The sequence below is a fragment of the Klebsiella spallanzanii genome (genome assembly GCF_902158555.1).
Classification (GTDB): Bacteria; Pseudomonadota; Gammaproteobacteria; order Enterobacterales; family Enterobacteriaceae; genus Klebsiella; species Klebsiella spallanzanii.
The window spans coordinates 505951-523230 of sequence record NZ_CABGGS010000023.1; the positions used below are offsets into that span (position 1 = coordinate 505951).

The following is a 17280-nucleotide window of genomic DNA, read 5'->3' on the forward strand; positions in this document are numbered from 1 at the left end:
GGTCTCTGTGCCAGCCTTAATGAGGTGGATGATGAGTATTCAGGCAGTTATTTTTGACATGGATGGCGTGATTATTGATTCCGAAACCCTGTGGCGACAGGCGCAAATTGAAGCGCTGGCGCAGTGGGGGGTAACGGTGAGCGTTGATGAGTGCGAAACGCTCACCAAAGGTAAACGCCTTGACGATATTGCCCGCACCTGGTGCCGACACTGTCGACTTGATGTTGCGCCACAGCGGCTTGAAGAGGCGATACTGCAGCGCATCACTGGCCTGATATCCGCCGAAGGTGAGCCGATGAACGGCGTGCATGAAGCGTTAAGCTATTTTCGTCAGCTTGGCTATCAGATTGCGCTCGCCACCTCATCTTCCCACCAGGTTATCTCCGCAGTACTGAACAAACTCTCCCTTTGGCACTATTTTGACGTGGTTTCCAGCGCGGATGATGAAGAACGCGGCAAGCCTCACCCGGCGGTTTACTTGTCAACGCTGCGCAAGCTCAACCTCAACGCCAGTCAGTGCCTGGTGATTGAAGACAGCTTTAATGGTTTTAGCGCCGCTCAGGCAGCAAATATCCCCACTATCGTTATCGCCGAAGATTGCCTGCATGGTCGTTTTCAGGCCGCCGCAGGTCGCTATCGGGCGTTACCTGAACTGCTGGAAGCTCTTTCTGTAGAGCCAGAGGCGGCGGTATAAGTCAGTAATTTGTGAGCGCAGAAAGTTTCAGGATGTACCCGGTCGGTTAATCTCTTTTCTGCGCTCACGCTCCTCTTTTCACCATGCCGATCGCCCTCACATTTCGCCCTTCTTTTGTGAAAACAATCACGCCCCGTCGTGCCAATGCCCAAATTTAATCTCTTGCTTAGCGGTGATTGTCCGAGGCACTGCTGCGTAATTGTGCTTAGATTAGATATTGAAACGTTTTTTCAATAATGTGAAACCACTTTGCCGATTTGCGTCTATAGATCGGGTTTGGCTGCGATAAGGACTGAGAATGAAAATTGAATCTGTAAATGTCACCGTTTTCCAGTATCCCACTCGTCGGGTTTCCGACAGCGCCGGGCACTCCCATCCGGGAGCCGAAAGCATGGCAAAAATGGCGATGCTGACCATTACTGCCGATGATGGCACCCAGGGTTTTTCGTTTGCGCCGCCGGAAGTGGTGCGTCCGTTTGTGGTGAATACCTTCTTCCGTAAGGTGATGGTAGGGCAGGACCCGTTCAACCGTGAACGCATCTGGCAGGATCTTAACCACTGGCAGCGCGGCAGCGCTCATCAACTGACCGAGCGCGCGCTGTCGTTTGTCGAACAGGCGCTGTGGGATCTGATAGGCCGCAAGCTCAATATGCCGGTTTATAAGCTGCTCGGCGGCTATCGCGACACGGTTCCGGCCTACGGCAGCACCATGTGCGGCGACGATCTGCCGGGCGGTCTGTCGACTCCGGAAGAATACGCGTCATTCGCCGAAACGCTGGTGGCCCGCGGCTACAAAGCCATCAAGCTGCACACCTGGATGCCGCCGATCTCTTTTGCGCCAAATCCGAAAATGGACATCAAAGCCTGCGCGGCGGTGCGCGAAGCGGTGGGGCCGGATATCGACCTGATGATTGACGGCTATCACTGGTATAGCCGCGCCGAAGCTCTGTGGATTGGCAAAGAGCTGGAAAAACTGAATTTCGCCTGGTTTGAAGAGCCAATGGAAGAGGATTCGATGTCTTCTTACGCATGGCTGGCGGAAAACCTGTCCATTCCTGTTGTGGGGCCGGAGAGCTTTGGCGGCAAGCACCATATGCGCGCCGAATGGGTGAAAGCCGGGGCCTGCGACATCCTGCGCGCCGGAGCCAACGGCGTTGGCGGTATTACCCCGACCATGAAGGTGGCGGCGTTGGCGGAGTCGTTTGGCATGGATTGCGAAGTCCATGGTAACGGCGCGGCAAGCCTCGCGGTGGTCGGCGCTATCCGCAACTGCCGCTGGTATGAGCGCGGCCTGCTGCATCCGTTCCTCGATTACGATGAGCCAGCCGCGTATCTCAACAGCATTGTCGACCCAATGGATGACCAGGGACTTGTGCATTTGTCACAACGTCCGGGCCTCGGCGAAGACATTAATTTTGCGTATATCGAAGCCAATACCGTTAGCCACGACTGATTAATAAAAACTCCAAAGGCTTAAGGCTTATTGGATTGAGGCAAACGGATAATAAATATAAGCCAGACCCGTCATCAGTCTCGATGTGAATGATGACGGGCGTGTACCCTACAGGCGATAGATATGAAAAAAACCTCTTTACTGGGAGCGTGCTTACTCGCGCTCGCCATGTCGATGGGGAGCGGGGCGGCAATAGCGAAAACGCCGCCCGACCAGCTGATCATCGGCATGAATATGAACAACCTTCTGACCCTTGACCCGGCAGCGATGACCGGTAATGAAGTCGTCGGGATTGTGGTCAATCTCTATGACTCGCTGGTGGAGCTTGATCCTAAACAGCTAACCAACGTCAGGCCCGCGCTGGCGAAATCCTGGGATATCAGCCCGGACGGTAAAACCCTGACTTTCCATTTACGCGACGATGTGAAGTTTCACTCCGGTAACCCGTTGACCGCCGCAGACGTGGTGTGGTCAATGCGGCGTATCCTGCATCTCAACCTCGCCCAGGCCTCGGTATGGAAATCCTACGGCTTCAGTAAGAAAAATATTGATAACCAGGTGAGCGCTCCGGACGACGTTACGGTACAAATCGTGTTACCGAAAGATAACGATCCGCAGCTGGTGATTTACTCGCTGGCGGCGCTGGGCAACCTCGGCGTGCTCGACAGTAAAACGGTGCAGAGCAACGAGCAGGATAAGGACTGGGGCAACCGCTGGCTGACCACCCATGAAGCGGGCTCCGGACCGTTTACCCTCGAAACCTGGCAGGCGAAAGATGTTCTGCGCATGAAACGCAACCCCGACTACTGGCGCGGAGAAGCGAAAATGAGCCGCGTGGTGCTGCGTCACTTCCAGGAGTCGCAAACCCTGCGCCTGATGATCGAAAAAGGTGACCTTGATATTGCCAATAATATGGCGGTTTCCGATATCAACGCCCTGCGCAGCGACCCGCAGCTGACCGTCGATGCGGTGCAGCGTGGGACTATGTACTACGTCGCCATGAGCATGAATGAAGATCATTTTGCCAATCCGAAAGTGCGCGAAGCGGTACGCTATTTGATTGATTACCAGGGCATTAACAAAGCGCTGATGCCGGGCTACGGCGTGCTGCATCAGCGACCAATCAAAGCCGGCATGCCGTCCACGCTGCCTGACCCGGGCTACACGCTCGACGTGGCGCGGGCGAAGAAGCTGCTGGCGGAAGCGGGCTATCCCAACGGATTTGATACCACGCTGCGGGTGCTCTCCGATCAGCCGTTCCTCAATATCGCCATTGCCGTGCAGTCGACGCTGATGCAGGCGGGGATTAACGCCAAAATTATCACCGGCACCGGCAACCAGATTTACGGCGCGATGCGCGAACGTAAGTTTGATCTGCTGGTCGGGCGCGGCGGGAGCGGAATGGAACCTCACCCGCACTCCAGCCTGCGTGCGCTGGTCTATAACCCGGATAATAGCGCTGAGGCTCGCCTGACCAACTTCCAGGGATGGCGTACCGGTTTTTACGACCCGCAGCTGAATTCGATGATTGACCATGCCCTGCTGGAACGTAACCCCGCGCAGCAGGTGGCGAGCTACCAGGCGATTCAGGCACGCTATGACCAGTTGATCCCGGCGTTAATTCCGCTGTCGCAAATGGTCGATTCGGTGGTGGTCCGCAACGAGGTGCAGGATTATCAACCGCACCCCTCCGCGACCACTTTTCTGCGAGAAGTCTATAAAACCCGCGAAGGAGAGAAAGGATGAGTACTGCAATCCTTGCGCCCGGCTCCCGCACCCGGCGCCTGTCGAAACGACTGCTGCAGGTGGCGATTACGCTGTTCGGTCTGCTGCTGCTGACCTTCACCATCGGACGCGTGATGCCCATCGACCCGGTGCTGGCGATTGTTGGCCCGGACGCCGACCAGAGCACCTACCAGCAGGTTTATCAGCAACTGGGGTTTGATAAGTCGTTGACCACCCAGTTTGGCATCTATTTTGTCAACCTGCTGCACGGTGACCTGGGCAATGCGCTGCTGACCGGGAAACCGGTAGTGGACGATATTATTCGTGTCTTCCCGGCCACCATGGAGCTGGCGACGATGGCGATTATCGTCGGCGCAGGCCTTGGTATTCCGCTGGGCGTGCTGGCAGCGGCGCGACGTAACAGCCTCTCCGATTATGTGGTGCGTATTATCAGCCTCGCCGGCTATTCAACGCCGATTTTCTGGGTCGGAATGATGGGGCTGCTGGTGTTCTATGCCTGGCTCGGTTGGGTGGGCGGCGCTGGACGGGTAGACCTCGGTCTGGACGGTATTGTGCCGCGTCGCACCGGCCTGATGACCGTGGACGCGCTGCTGGCAGGTAACAGCCAGGTGTTCTGGAATGCAATTAACCACCTGATTTTACCCGCTTCTCTGCTCGGTTTTCACTCGCTGGCCTACATCAGCCGTATGACCCGCAGCTTTATGCTGGCCCAGCTGTCGCAGGAGTTCATTATTACCGCACGGGTAAAGGGGCTAACCGAGCGTCAGGTTATCTGGAACCACGCGTTTCGTAACATCCTCGTGCAGCTGCTGACGGTGGTTGCGCTGGCCTACGGGGCGCTGCTGGAAGGGGCGGTACTGATTGAAACCGTCTTCTCCTGGCCGGGCTTTGGCTCCTATCTGACCGGCAGCCTGCTGCTGGGCGATATGAACGCGGTAATGGGCTGCGTGCTGCTGGTGGGGGTTATCTTTGTGATGCTCAACCTGCTCTCCGACATGCTGTATCAATTCTTTGACCCGAGGACAAAATCATGATCGTTTCTCTGGATACGCCGCTTTCGGGCGGCACGGGTGAAGGCCGCCAGCGGCTGCAACGCGCGGCGGCGCGGGCTGCCGGATTTATCGGCAAAATGGCGCGTAATCCGCTAACGGCTATCGGCGGCGGGATTATCTTCCTGTTGATCGTCGTGGCAGCGTTTGCGCCGCTGATCGCGCCTTATAACCCGCTGGTGCAGGACCTGAACAGCGCGCTGGTCGCGCCGAACGCCCAGCACTGGTTTGGTACCGATGAGTTTGGCCGCGATATTTTTAGCCGCCTGGTGTACGGCTCGCGCATCACGCTGTATATCGTGCTGCTGGTGTCGGTCACCGTCGGCCCGCTCGGGCTGCTGCTCGGCGTCAGCGCCGGATATTTTGGCGGCAAGGTTGATATGGTGCTGATGCGCGTCACCGATATTTTCATCTCCTTTCCAAGCCTGGTGCTGGCGCTGGCGTTTGTCGCCGCCTTAGGCCCGGGGCTGGAGCACGTAGTTATCGCGATAACGCTGACCGCCTGGCCGCCGATTGCTCGTCTGGCGCGCGCCGAAACGCTGTCACTGCGTCAGGCTGATTTTATCTCCGCCGTGCGTTTACAAGGCGCGTCTCCGGCTCGCGTACTGTGGCGGCATATTGTCCCGCTGTGCCTGCCTTCGGTCATCATTCGTATCACCATGAATATGGCGGGGATCATTCTGACCGCTGCCGGTCTGGGCTTTCTTGGCCTCGGCGCGCAGCCGCCGGAGCCGGAGTGGGGGGCGATGATCTCCAGCGGCCGCACCTACATGATGGAGTGCTGGTGGGTAGTAACGATTCCGGGGCTGGCGATTCTGATCAACAGCTTAGCGTTCAACTTCTTAGGAGATGGCCTACGTGACATCCTCGATCCTCGCAGCGAATAATGCTCCGCTGCTCGACGTGCGCGACCTGTGCGTCGACTTTGTTAACGGTAGCGCGGTGACCCATGCCGTGCGCGGCGTCTCCTTCCAGTTGGGGCGGGAAAAACTGGCGATTGTTGGCGAGTCCGGTTCGGGTAAATCCACCGTCGGGCGTGCGCTGTTGCAACTGCATCCGAAAAAGGCCCGCGTCACCGCTAGCCGGATGCAGTTTGGTGACCTTGATTTACTGCATCTCAGCGAGGCGCAAATGCGCGGTGTGCGCGGCAAACGTATCTCAATGATTATGCAGGACCCGAAATATTCGCTGAATCCGGTGGTCTGCGTTGGTAATCAGATAGCGGAGGCGTGGCTTACGCACCATCCGGGGCGCAAAGATGAGGCAAAAGAAAAGGCGCTGGAGATGCTGGAGGTGGTGCGCATTCGCCAGCCGGAGCGCGTTTACCAGCTCTATCCGCATGAGATTTCCGGTGGTCAGGGGCAGCGTATCATGATTGCGATGATGCTGATCACCGACCCGGAGCTGGTGATTGCCGATGAGCCGACCTCGGCGCTGGACGTGTCGGTACGCCTGCAGGTGCTGGGTCTGCTGGATGACCTGGTGAAATCGCGTGGTCTGGGGCTGATTTTTATCAGTCACGATATCAATCTGGTGCGCAGCTTCTGTGACCGGGTGCTGGTGATGTACGCCGGGCGGGTGGTGGAGTCTATCGCCGCCAAAGATCTCGATAACGCCCGTCATCCCTATACCCAAGGATTGATTAACTCGCTGCCGGATATGCAGCATCGCCGCCCGGTTTTACCGGTACTGCAGCGCCAGGCCAGCTGGCTGACGGAATAAGGAGCGCAGAATGATTGAAGTACAAAACCTCAACCTCGCGTTTGGCGAAGGGGAGAAGCGTAATCAGGTGCTGTACGACGTGAATTTCCACGTCAAGCCTGGCGAAATCTACGGTCTGGTGGGCGAGTCCGGTTCCGGTAAAACCACGGTACTGAAGTGTCTTGCTGGGCTATTTACCCACTGGCAGGGAGAGCTGACCATTGACGGGAAGCGGCTCGAGCACGAGATTAGCCGCGAACGCTGCCGTCAGGTACAGATGGTATTTCAGGATCCCTACGGCTCGCTGCATCCGCGGCATACCATCGGCGATATTCTGGAAGAACCCTTACAGATTCATGGTATTAACGATCGTGATCGACGGATCAATGCGCTGCTGGATAAAGTCGGTCTGAACCGTGCCTTTCGCGAACGCTACCCACACCAGCTATCCGGTGGTCAGCGCCAGCGTGTGGCGATTGCCAGAGCGCTAATTCTCGAACCTCAGGTGCTGCTGCTGGATGAGCCGACGTCAGCGCTGGATGTGTCGGTACAGGCAGAGATCCTCAATCTGCTGGCGGAATTGCAGCAAGAGGCTAAGCTGACTTACCTGATGGTGACCCACGATCTGGGCGTTATCGCCCACTTATGTCAGAAGGTTGCGGTGATGCAGTACGGTAAGATCCTCGAAACCCTGACCGTGGATGCGCTGGTGAACGGCGAGGCGCAAACGGCTTATACGCAGATGTTGGTTAATGCCAGTCAGCAATATACGCGTGAAATGGCGAGAGAGGTGGCCGCGTACTAGCCAATGTGGCGCATTGTCTATCGTGAAATGCGCCAATTTTTAGATTAAAATGTAAATTAAATTGTATTTATAGCTATAAATATCGTCTATTAATGTAAAAATGGTGTTTAGATCTAAAAGCGTAATATCTGCTGTATATATTGTTTTGTGTGAAATCATAAATCGCATTTATCTTTATCAGTGAAATAAATGACTGATTATCTCCATATGAACGACATCTTCCATGCTGTAAATTCATTTAAACCTTGCCAATAGCAAGGAAAAACTGTGTATTGCACCTCCAGATCCTCTGCGTAATAGAGTAAACTTGCTTGCGAATAATCCTACGATGTCATCTAAGTATGAAGGATTATCTCATTTATAGTATGGTGTTCGTGCCGCTCTCATCCAAATGATTACTATTCTCAGGGAACAGGATGGAAAAAATATTTACAATTAATGGACGAATTTCTTTTGTTCCACAAAGTGGATCTTTAATACTTATTGATGATGATACGAAAAATGTATCACTAAATATTCCGGCCAGCCGCTGTTTATACCTTCTTATTCAGCAGTATGGTAAAACCGTTGCCCGTGAAACCTTTTTTCAGGAAGTGTGGATAAAACACGGCTCCCAGGTGACCAGCAACGGTTTTTACCAGAATATTTCTTTATTGCGTCGGGCTTTTAAGGAGCTGGGTGCTGAAGAAGATATTATTATTACGGTACCCAGAGTTGGCGTCAGGCTGGATGCCACATTATCGGTGACTGAAATCCAGTCAACTGAAGCGGAAAATCCGTCTGTTGCAGAGGTAGAGGATTCGGCAGTTGCGCAGGGCAAGCCAGAGGAGGTCGCCGCTGCGAGGCTACCGGAAAAAAAGCGGTTAAAGCCGCAACGCTCTTTGATATGGGCGATTGCGGCGTTACTCAGCTTTCTGGTGATTGGTTTTGTTGCCTGGCAGACAGGGTTCGACTCTCAACTGCAAAGTTATTTACCCATTAATGTTAAAACTTCGCAACAATGTCATTTCTTTGCCAATAATGATGTGGTCGATCACGTCCGACATGTTGGTTTTATCAATCGTAGTAAATTTGAGTGTGAAAAATATTCGTGGGTTTATTTAACGCTTTATCCTGGCCAGACCCGGGTCTCGGTAATCAGTTGCCGTCAGGAAATAAGCCAATGGCGTGATAATCAATGCCTCACCTGGTATTACATTAAGGAGGCATCACATGCGCCTGCGTGAAATTAAATGGTTAATTGCTATCATATTTTCCGGGTTGCTCATCGGCGTGACGATAAAATCCTGGCAATACTGGCAGAAAAATCATTTCCAATGTAGTGGTGAGCTGCGTTTATTTAACGCTGGTTTTCACGGTGATATTTCAGTGCGTTACATATTCGATAGCGATCGAGGTCTGGCTATCGTTCGTGGCGAAATTACGCCGCCGCAGGGGGAACCATTCACCATCAATCAGAACATCTGGTTTAGCTTTACCCGCGATGGTCAGCACTACTTCCTGCGTTCGGAAACCGTCTCCGCCAGTATCGGAAAACTTGAGGAGGAAGAGCAGATAAAGCGTATTCTGCCAACGTTTTTCCTCCAGCCGCAGGTGCCGTTTTATCTTAATATCCAGCGGCTTAATGAGCGTACCCGGCTGCTGTATACCAGCCGGGCGCCGTCTCTATTTTGTGAAGCCTGATTAGCGTAGTAGCGCGCAGTCGGGCGGCATTCGGCAGCGCAGCGCGGCCGGTAAGAGTTCCATGCGGAAGGTTTTACCGGTTAGCGGTTCACCATCGAGGTTAAACGTCATTTCATGGGGAGCGGTAATCTCGAACCATGAGGAGACTCCATCGATAATATTTGGCGAGTTTTCCGGGTTTGCCAGAGTACTGAACAGCGCCGGGATCAGTTCTTCGCCGGTAAAAATACGTAGGTGCAGCAGGCCATCATTAATTAATGCTTCCGGGCATAGCTGCTGGCCGCCTCCGGCCTGGCGGCCGTTGCCGATGCCGATAACCAGCGCGTCTCCCTGCCAGTGAAAATTTTCACCGCGAATTTCGCAGCGGTCTGGTTTGAGCGTATCCATGCGCATCAGGCCGTGGATTAAATACGAGACGCCGCCAAGCGCTGCCTTTAGCTTCTCCGGGGTTTCGGTGGTAATTCGGGTGCCAAAGCCGCCGGTGGCCATATTGATAAACCCGGTTCTGTCGTTGACTCGCGCAATGTCAATCGCCACATCGCGGCCAACGATGGCCAGTTTCAACGCGCTGGCCAGATCCTGCGGGATCCCGACGCTGGTGGCGAAATCGTTCGCCGTGCCAAGCGGTAGAATCCCCAACGCCATTTTGCCGTCGCGCTCGACCAGCGCCGTCGCCACTTCATTAATGGTGCCATCACCGCCGCCGGCAATCACCGTTTCTACGTTCAGCTTCAGCGCTTCATCGACAAAACGGATGGCATCGCCTTTTTCCCAGGTGACGCGGACGTGAATATCGATTCCTTCAGCGCGCAACAGTTTAACCGCTTCGCGTAGCTGCGGTTCATTGGCACCTTTGCCATTCAGAATCAGTAAGCTGGCTGGAAACGTTGACATTATCTGGGGGACCTTTATTGCACAGTGATGCATAAAGTGTACCGCATGAAGGAGGTGAATACCGAAGGAAGGGGGATAAAAAATAAGCCCGCGTAAGGGAGATTACGCAGGCTAAGGAGGTGGTTCCTGGTACAGCTAGCATTTATGGGTTATGTTTTTCAGCGAAATGGATGATATCTGCTTTGAACGAAACGGTATGTGATCCGTTTCTAATATCTTTACATCGCTAAAAATAACCCAATTTATACCCTAAATAATTCGAGTTGCAGGACAAGGCACTTGTGCCTTGAACAGCGCTTGCGCTGGCCCCGGAGGGGCGAGGCCACAGGCCGAGTAACGCGGCAAGTGACCGGGGTGAACGAACGCGGCAAACGCACATGCAACTTGAAGTATGACGGGTATAACTAGTTACTATGCGGGTTTCTGGTTGTCTGACCAGTAAAATTGCGCATTAGCAGCGCATACTGCAGGACCATATCTTCCGGAACAGGCAACCATACTGTGTGGCCATCGCCCGGCGCGATCGGCATGATGTCGCCTTTGCCGTTTTCCATATGCTCCAGAGTGAAGTTGACATTGCCTTGCGGGGTCATCAGCTCAAGGCTATCCCCGACGGAGAATTTGTTTTTCACCGCCACTGCGGCTAACTGACCGTTGCGCTCGCCGGTAAATTCGCCGACGAACTGCTGGCGCTCAGAAACGGAGTAGCCGTGCTCGTAGTTCTGGTAGTCATCATGGGTGTGGCGACGCAGGAAGCCTTCGGTGTAACCACGGTGCGCGAGGTTTTCCAGAGTATCCAGCAGAGTGGTGTCGAACGGTTTCCCTGCGGCAGCGTCGTCAATGGCTTTGCGGTACACCTGCGCGGTGCGCGCGCAGTAGTAGTGCGATTTGGTGCGACCTTCGATTTTTAGCGAGTGAACGCCCATCTGGGTCAGGCGCTCAACGTGCGCAATGGCGCGCAAATCTTTCGAGTTCATAATGTAGGTGCCGTGTTCGTCTTCAAAAGCGGTCATATACTCGCCCGGACGTTTAGCCTCTTCGATCATAAACACCTGGTCAGTCGGCGCGCCGATGCCTAATGTTGGTTCCACGTTTTGCACTGGAATCGGCTCATGCTTATGCACGATATTGCCGACGTCGTCTTCTTTCCCTTCCTGGACGTTATACTCCCAGCGGCAAGCGTTGGTGCAGGTACCCTGGTTCGGGTCGCGTTTATTAATATAGCCTGAGAGCAGGCAGCGGCCGGAGTAGGCCATACACAGCGCGCCGTGGACGAAAATTTCGATTTCCATATCCGGCACCTGGCTGCGGATTTCGGCGATTTCATCCAGCGAAAGCTCACGGGAGAGAATGACGCGGGTCAGCCCCATTTGCTGCCAGAACTTGACCGTCGCCCAGTTGACGGCGTTAGCCTGTACCGACAGGTGAATATCCATATCGGGGAAATTTTCGCGCACCAGCATGATTAAACCCGGATCGGACATGATCAAGGCGTCCGGTCCCATCTCCACCACCGGCTTCAGATCGCGAATAAAGGTTTTCAGCTTGGCGTTATGCGGGGCAATGTTGACCACCACATAGAACTTTTTACCCAACGCGTGGGCTTCGTTGATGCCGAGCTGCAGATTTTCGTGATTGAATTCGTTATTGCGCACGCGCAGGGAGTAACGCGGTTGGCCCGCATAAACAGCATCTGCGCCGTAAGCGAATGCGTAACGCATATTTTTCAGCGTTCCCGCCGGGGAAAGGAGTTCCGGTTTAAACATGATTTTCTCGTTCTGATGACAGGTCAGATTCGCCGCACCCGGTGCGGCGAGTTGGGGAGTGCCCCCACATTAAGGGCGGGCATTGTAGCGCTGTAGGAGAGGGGAGTAAATATCATAGGGGTATCCATAGGGGGTAAAGTATGGAAGATACGTGAGTATATGCTTTGCGAAGATTTGTCGGGCACTGGAGCACAATGTACTGTAGTAGACGAGTGGCTTCGGTTATCCGTGATATTGACAGGACGTCAACAGATTTTTTAGTTTCGGTAATTTTTGCTGCTCATTAGATGAAAGGGGCCCGTTATCATACCCCCTCCTGTTTAACGATTGTAGCCATAGAGGTTGAGCCTACCGGATAAATACTCGCCTAAATAGACTTCACTGATTTTGCTAAAGCCTTGTTCTTTAATTTTTGATTCTAACCATTGATCGTCCTTGTCAATTATTTCCAACACATCACGATTTGCCTGCCCATCGACAATAATTGGATAGCGAATATTTTCATCACCGCTTTCAATTATCGTTAATTGCCCATTTTGCTCGAGGATAACTCGTTTTAATTTTTCAACTTCATATACGCCGTTGGACCTTAGTTTAAACATTAAATCATTTGCGGAGATACCATTTCTCAAACACTCTTTCACGTCAACACTACCATTATGCACAAGAGTAATAGGTTTACCATCCACGATGCGTTTAATCAGGTGATTATGTTCTTTGGAAAACTTAAGAATAAAGACGAGTAGCGTCCAGATGATCAATACGAGAACAAATTGCAACACCGTAATTGATTCATTATAGATTACGCCACCAATAATACCACCAAGGACGTAGTTTTGGATCTGGTCCATTGCTGATGAGGGCGCTAGATTGCCTTTTCCCATTAGGTTGATCTGGATTATCAGGCAGAGAATGCCCAGGCCGAGTTTTATTATAATAGGCGTATAAATAGCCATCTTCGTTTCCTTATTTTTTTATAATATTAATGGCCGGGTTGGTTAACCACGTTTGCTCTAATCTATAGGTGTTTTGATCGGTACTCAAGCTAACCCGGTAATAATCATCATTAATTTTAACTATTACGCCATCTGATAATTGTACTGAATTGGAGTAGATATTGTTGACGCTTATATTTTTTTCATGTGCTAATAGTTTAACAAAGTTAACCATCTGTGATGACTGAGAATGGACATTTTGGCTATTGGTATAATCTGAATACTGAACGCCAGAAAGAAAAAGTAAAAACAGAAAGACAATAATTGTGAGGTCTCTGTATTTGGTCTGCAGGCGATGACGCATATACATGCTGAAAACCGCAAGTAATATAAATAGCGTGCTAAAGATAATGATATATTTTAGATAATCATTCAAAGCAGACTGCGTTTGCAAATAATCTATACCATAAAATCTCATGTTCATTACCGTTATTATCTACTTAAGTCCGTTGGTTACTGCAATCCTGACGCTTTTATAATAATAACACACCTGCAGTTGATCTTCGCCCTTTAGCTTTAAAGATAGATTGAGATAAATCTATCACATATATTCGATAAATCAAGGTCTGAACAAGATGTGAAGTTAAAATAAATAGCCAGATCAATGCGTTAAAGATGTGGAATGTACAATGCTAACTAAACTTTCATCATGAATATGGTGCTTAGCGAGTATGGGGGCATTTTCGTAAAATATGTCGTTGGATCGTACTTATTTGTGTTCTTTTGATGTTGTAAAGCGGCCAACTGGAATCGTTTTGAAAATGCGACCGGGTTATTATCCGGGCACTGATGGGGAGGCACAATCTTAGGCCTCCCTTATTAGTTGGCGCTACGGTCAGGCCAGCCGGCAGGCGTCGGCTTCCCAACGATAGCCTACGCCGTAAACGGCGCGGATAAACGACTGCTCGGCGTCCAGCGACTCCAGCTTGCGCCGTAGATTCTTGATATGGCTATCAATGGTTCGGTCGGTAACCACACGGTAATCATCGTACAGATGATTCAGCAGCTGTTCGCGTGAAAAGACCTTACCCGGCTCCTGGGAGAGGGTTTTCAGCAGGCGGAACTCTGCGGGCGTGAGATCCAGCAGTTTATCGCGCCAGGAGGCCTGGAAGCGGCCTTCGTCAACGATCAGCGGGCTTTGCGCATCCAGCGCCTGCAGATCGCGCTGCGGCTTGCAGCGGCGAAGAATGGTCTTCACGCGAGCCACCACTTCGCGCGGGCTGTAGGGCTTACAGATATAGTCATCAGCGCCGATTTCTAACCCCAGCAGGCGGTCAATTTCTTCGATTTTCGCCGTCACCATCACCACCGGAACTTCGGAGAAGCGGCGGATTTCGCGGCATAAGGTGAGTCCGTCGGTGCCGGGCAGCATCAGATCTAACAGGATCAGATGCGGCGGCGTCTGGCGAACGTACGGTAAAACCTGATCGCCGTGATTAATCAGCGTCGGCGCATAGCCTGCCGCCTGAAGATAATCGATCAGCAACTGACCCAGCTTGGGTTCATCTTCCACGATAAGAATACGTGGTGTGTTTTCATCAACAGGTAATTCAGTCATACGTCTCTCGATAAATTACGTTCCAGAGGTAACTCTACTTTAATGCTAACCCCGCCCAAAGGCGAATGACCGGCACGTAAAGTGCCACCGTGGGCCGCCACAATGTTAAGGCAAATCGCCAGTCCTAAACCAGAGCCGCCGCTGGCACGATTACGCGATCCTTCGGTACGGTAAAAGCGCTCAACCAGCCGCTCCAGCTGTTCGTCGGTGACGCCGGGGGCGCTATCGGCAAAGTCGAGAACCAGCATATGGCCGCTCTGGCTGGCGCTGATCTGCAGGCTGCCGCCGCTATCGGTGTAGCGCAGGCTGTTTTCCAGCAGGTTATTGAAAAGTTGCATCAGGCGATCCCGGTCGCCAAAAATCGTCGCGCTTTCCGGCAACGAAACGCTAATCGCCAGTCCGCGGCTGGCGAAGCGTTCGCGAAACGCGCCAGCGGCGACTTCCAGCAGATTGATGATATCCACCGAGGTTTTCTGGTAGGACAGCGCGCCTTCATCGGACATCGATAGCTGGTGCAAATCATCGACCAGTTTGGTCAGGGTCGCGACCTCGGCCTGTAGGGAAGTGATGGAGTCCGGGGTGAATTTCCTGATGCCGTCCTGAATGGCTTCCAGCTCGCCACGTAGCACCGCCAGCGGCGTGCGCAGCTCGTGGGAAATATCGGCCATCAGGTCCCGGCGCATCTGCTGGTTGCGCTCAAGGGTGCTGGCTAGCTGGTTAAAGTCCCGTGCCAGACGCCCCAGTTCATCGCTGCTGGTGGCGGTGACGCGGGTTGAGAAATCTCCGGCAGCCAGGCGATGCGTGCCCTCAACCAGTCGTTTGACCGGCGCAAGCAGGCCACGCGCCAGCGGGAAGGTGGCGAGCGCCGCCAGCAGCGTAGCGAGAGCGACAATCAGCCAACTGGTGCGTTTTTGTTGGCGGTCAAAGTTGATATCGGTGTTGCGCGTCAGACGTTCAACCGGCGACGCAATCACCGCGCCGACCTCCACGCCGTTAACCATAATGCTGCGGCGGGTACCGTCTTTCGGCACGCGTTCGCGCGGACCAACCAGAACGCGCCCTTTTTGATCGACCACCCAGAACATGGTGCGCCAGCCGTGCGGCGGAATATCGGGGCCGGGACCGCGATCGCCACGGGGACCTTCAAGCGGCCGGTCTGGCGCGGCGTCCAGTGGCATATCCTCTGGAACCGGGCCGGGTCCAGGCGCATCCATTGGCCCAGAATCCATGCCTCGGCCCTGCGGCGAATGGTCATCGTTGTCGCGCTCAAAGGTTTTCAGCAACTGGAAAATGAACCGGTCGTTGTTACGCAGGAATTTCCAACTGCCATGCTGGGCATACTGTTCGCTCAGGGCGTCCCCGAGCATGGTCAGCCGCTGCTCGTTTCCGCGCTTGATATAGTCGATAAACCCGCGCTCAAAGCTGATGCGCACCGCCCAGTGCATGCTGATTAACAGCACGATGCAGGTGGCGAGAATCGCGATAAATAGCTTGCCGGTAATGCCGGGACGCCAGAACTTCAAGATTCACTCCTTTTGCGACGACCGATCACGGTGTTGGTGGTGGTGTCGTCCGGTACGCGGGAAAAAATCAGCGCGGGCAGCGCGATAACCACCGCCATGCTTAAGTAGGTATAGAGAAAGACCTGATGAGTGGTCGCCGCGTCGGCGCTGATATGCTGCTGACCGTAGAGACCCAGCAGCATGCCGGCGATGGTGACGCCGATACTCATCGATAGCTGCATGACCATCGATAGCATGCTGTTGCCGCTGCTGGCCAGGTCATCGGGCAGGTCTTTCAGGGTCAGCGTATTCATTGACGAAAAGCGGCTGGAGTTGATCATCCCCTGCAGAAACAGTACCACCGGCAACAGCCAGTACCAGCCTGCCAGAGCCACCGCCATAAACAGCAGGCTGACCAGCGCCAGGCCGATGGTTGAGACCACCAGCACCCGGCGATAGCCGAAGCGGTTGACCACCTGTACCACGATACGCTTCATGCCCATGCTGCCGAGCACCATCGGGATCATCATCAGACCGGCGTGGAACGGTGTAAAACCGAGGCCAATCTGCAAAAATACCGGCGTCATAAACGGCAGCATGCCGCTGCCGATGCGCCCGGCGAAGCTGCCGCCAAGTCCGAGCGAGAAGGTGCGATTGCTGAACAGTTTCAGGCTAAACAGCGCGTTGCGATTACCGCGCGCGTGCCATAGATAGAACAGAATGGACGCAACGCCGACCGCGACCAGCGTCGCCAGCCACAGCGGAAAGATACCAAGCCCTTTTTTACCATCAAGCGCCAGGGTCAACGTGGCCATTCCCGCCGCCAGCAGAATAAAGCCGAAAATATCAAAGCGCCGGGTTTGCAGGGTGTAGTTAGGCATCAGGCATAGCGTGGCGATGGCGCCGACAATGCCGACCGGAATGTTGATCAGGAAGATCCAGTGCCAGGAAGCGTATTCCACCAGCATTCCGCCGAGCGCCGGACCGAGCAGCGGGCCGACCTGGCCGGGGAGGGTGACGAAGGTCATCGCCGCCATATACTGGCTGCGGGGGACGATTTTCATCACCGTCAGTCGACCAACGGGAACCATCATCGCGCCGCCGACACCCTGCAATACGCGGGCGAGTATCAGCTGATCGAGCGTCGCGGCCTGGGCGCAGAACAGGGAACCGGCGGTAAACAGCACGATGGCGCTAAAGAAGATATTACGTACCCCGACTCGATCTGCCAGCCAGCCGCTGGCGGGCAGCATCACCGCCACCGTTAGCACATAGGAGACAATCACCATATGCATATGCAGCGGACTCTCCCCGAGGCTTTTCGCCATCGAGGGGAGGGCGGTGTTGACGATAGTGGTATCCAGCGCCTGCATAAAGAAGCCGAAGGCCACTATCCATAGCTGCCAGCGTACGCTGGCGGGGAGATCTGTCATG

At 53.8% G+C, this 17280-nt stretch carries 16 protein-coding genes; 9 read left to right on the forward strand and 7 right to left on the reverse strand.

The window, feature by feature from the left end; all coding sequences use genetic code 11:
- Positions 1–31: 31 nt before the first annotated feature.
- From FN082_RS17375 to FN082_RS17415, 9 genes are all read left to right on the forward strand, one after another.
- Positions 32–694, forward strand: coding sequence for an HAD family hydrolase (locus tag FN082_RS17375; protein WP_139536670.1), 663 nt, complete (start codon positions 32–34; stop codon positions 692–694).
- A gap of 298 nt (positions 695–992) precedes the next feature.
- Positions 993–2147, forward strand: a complete 1155-nt coding sequence (locus FN082_RS17380) for a mandelate racemase family protein (RefSeq protein WP_142462817.1) — start codon at positions 993–995, stop codon at positions 2145–2147.
- Positions 2148–2270: 123 nt separating this feature from the next.
- Positions 2271–3893, forward strand: coding sequence for an ABC transporter substrate-binding protein (locus FN082_RS17385; protein WP_142981998.1), 1623 nt, complete (start codon positions 2271–2273; stop codon positions 3891–3893).
- Positions 3890–4927, forward strand: a complete 1038-nt coding sequence (locus FN082_RS17390; protein ID WP_142981999.1) for an ABC transporter permease — start codon at positions 3890–3892, stop codon at positions 4925–4927. Before FN082_RS17385 ends, FN082_RS17390 begins: the two co-directional genes overlap by 4 nt.
- A complete protein-coding gene (locus tag FN082_RS17395) occupies positions 4924–5829 on the forward strand; it encodes an ABC transporter permease (protein WP_142982000.1) in 906 nt (301 codons plus the stop codon). The genes FN082_RS17390 and FN082_RS17395 overlap by 4 nt, the downstream gene beginning before the upstream one ends.
- Entirely contained in the window at positions 5801–6664 is an 864-nt protein-coding gene (locus FN082_RS17400) for an ABC transporter ATP-binding protein (protein WP_139536546.1), read from the forward strand. The genes FN082_RS17395 and FN082_RS17400 overlap by 29 nt, the downstream gene beginning before the upstream one ends.
- Before the next feature lie 10 nt (positions 6665–6674).
- The gene (locus FN082_RS17405) at positions 6675–7448 is read left to right on the forward strand and encodes an ABC transporter ATP-binding protein (RefSeq protein WP_139536545.1); all 774 of its coding nucleotides are present in this window, start codon (positions 6675–6677) and stop codon (positions 7446–7448) included.
- Between the two features lie 416 nt (positions 7449–7864).
- Positions 7865–8674 carry a winged helix-turn-helix domain-containing protein gene (locus FN082_RS17410; RefSeq protein WP_139536544.1) on the forward strand — a complete coding sequence of 270 codons (810 nt, stop codon included), beginning with the start codon at positions 7865–7867 and terminating at the stop codon, positions 8672–8674.
- The gene (locus tag FN082_RS17415) at positions 8661–9131 is read left to right on the forward strand and encodes a hypothetical protein (RefSeq protein ID WP_139536543.1); all 471 of its coding nucleotides are present in this window, start codon (positions 8661–8663) and stop codon (positions 9129–9131) included. Before FN082_RS17410 ends, FN082_RS17415 begins: the two co-directional genes overlap by 14 nt.
- Here the strand turns inward: FN082_RS17415 and yegS are convergent, their stop codons facing one another.
- From yegS to mdtD, 7 genes are all read right to left on the reverse strand, one after another.
- Positions 9132–10025: a lipid kinase YegS gene (gene yegS / locus FN082_RS17420; protein WP_142982001.1), complete on the reverse strand. Its 894-nt coding sequence runs from the start codon at positions 10023–10025 to the stop codon at positions 9132–9134.
- A gap of 404 nt (positions 10026–10429) precedes the next feature.
- Positions 10430–11791 (reverse strand): prephenate-dependent tRNA uridine(34) hydroxylase TrhP, encoded by a 1362-nt coding sequence (gene trhP, locus FN082_RS17425; RefSeq protein WP_139536541.1) that lies wholly within the window; start codon positions 11789–11791, stop codon positions 10430–10432.
- A gap of 320 nt (positions 11792–12111) precedes the next feature.
- Complete coding sequence (locus FN082_RS17430; protein ID WP_139536540.1) at positions 12112–12747, reverse strand: DUF421 domain-containing protein; 636 nt, start codon at positions 12745–12747, stop codon at positions 12112–12114.
- 10 nt (positions 12748–12757) lie between these two features.
- On the reverse strand, positions 12758–13204 hold the full coding sequence (locus FN082_RS17435; RefSeq protein ID WP_139536539.1) for a DUF3290 domain-containing protein: 447 nt from the start codon (positions 13202–13204) through the stop codon (positions 12758–12760).
- 417 nt (positions 13205–13621) lie between these two features.
- Positions 13622–14344 carry an envelope stress response regulator BaeR gene (baeR, locus tag FN082_RS17440; RefSeq protein WP_112213159.1) on the reverse strand — a complete coding sequence of 241 codons (723 nt, stop codon included), beginning with the start codon at positions 14342–14344 and terminating at the stop codon, positions 13622–13624.
- Positions 14341–15867 (reverse strand): envelope stress sensor histidine kinase BaeS, encoded by a 1527-nt coding sequence (gene baeS / locus FN082_RS17445; protein WP_142982002.1) that lies wholly within the window; start codon positions 15865–15867, stop codon positions 14341–14343. The genes baeR and baeS overlap by 4 nt, the downstream gene beginning before the upstream one ends.
- Positions 15864–17279 carry an MFS transporter gene (mdtD, locus tag FN082_RS17450; RefSeq protein WP_142982003.1) on the reverse strand — a complete coding sequence of 472 codons (1416 nt, stop codon included), beginning with the start codon at positions 17277–17279 and terminating at the stop codon, positions 15864–15866. Before mdtD ends, baeS begins: the two co-directional genes overlap by 4 nt.
- Between the last annotated feature and the right edge of the window lies 1 nt (position 17280).

What these genes read in the sequence shown, in the direction of transcription:
- FN082_RS17435 (WP_139536539.1), bottom strand. Translation starts at nt 13,204, where the DNA reads ATGAGATTTTATGGTATAGATTATTTGCAAACGCAGTCTGCTTTGAAT.
- yegS (WP_142982001.1), bottom strand. Translation starts at nt 10,025, where the DNA reads ATGTCAACGTTTCCAGCCAGCTTACTGATTCTGAATGGCAAAGGTGCC.
- baeR (WP_112213159.1), bottom strand. Translation starts at nt 14,344, where the DNA reads ATGACTGAATTACCTGTTGATGAAAACACACCACGTATTCTTATCGTG.
- mdtD (WP_142982003.1), bottom strand. Translation starts at nt 17,279, where the DNA reads ATGACAGATCTCCCCGCCAGCGTACGCTGGCAGCTATGGATAGTGGCC.
- FN082_RS17415 (WP_139536543.1), top strand. Translation starts at nt 8,661, where the DNA reads ATGCGCCTGCGTGAAATTAAATGGTTAATTGCTATCATATTTTCCGGG.
- FN082_RS17375 (WP_139536670.1), top strand. Translation starts at nt 32, where the DNA reads ATGAGTATTCAGGCAGTTATTTTTGACATGGATGGCGTGATTATTGAT.
- FN082_RS17380 (WP_142462817.1), top strand. Translation starts at nt 993, where the DNA reads ATGAAAATTGAATCTGTAAATGTCACCGTTTTCCAGTATCCCACTCGT.
- trhP (WP_139536541.1), bottom strand. Translation starts at nt 11,791, where the DNA reads ATGTTTAAACCGGAACTCCTTTCCCCGGCGGGAACGCTGAAAAATATG.
- FN082_RS17395 (WP_142982000.1), top strand. Translation starts at nt 4,924, where the DNA reads ATGATCGTTTCTCTGGATACGCCGCTTTCGGGCGGCACGGGTGAAGGC.
- FN082_RS17390 (WP_142981999.1), top strand. Translation starts at nt 3,890, where the DNA reads ATGAGTACTGCAATCCTTGCGCCCGGCTCCCGCACCCGGCGCCTGTCG.
- FN082_RS17385 (WP_142981998.1), top strand. Translation starts at nt 2,271, where the DNA reads ATGAAAAAAACCTCTTTACTGGGAGCGTGCTTACTCGCGCTCGCCATG.
- FN082_RS17430 (WP_139536540.1), bottom strand. Translation starts at nt 12,747, where the DNA reads ATGGCTATTTATACGCCTATTATAATAAAACTCGGCCTGGGCATTCTC.
- FN082_RS17405 (WP_139536545.1), top strand. Translation starts at nt 6,675, where the DNA reads ATGATTGAAGTACAAAACCTCAACCTCGCGTTTGGCGAAGGGGAGAAG.
- FN082_RS17410 (WP_139536544.1), top strand. Translation starts at nt 7,865, where the DNA reads ATGGAAAAAATATTTACAATTAATGGACGAATTTCTTTTGTTCCACAA.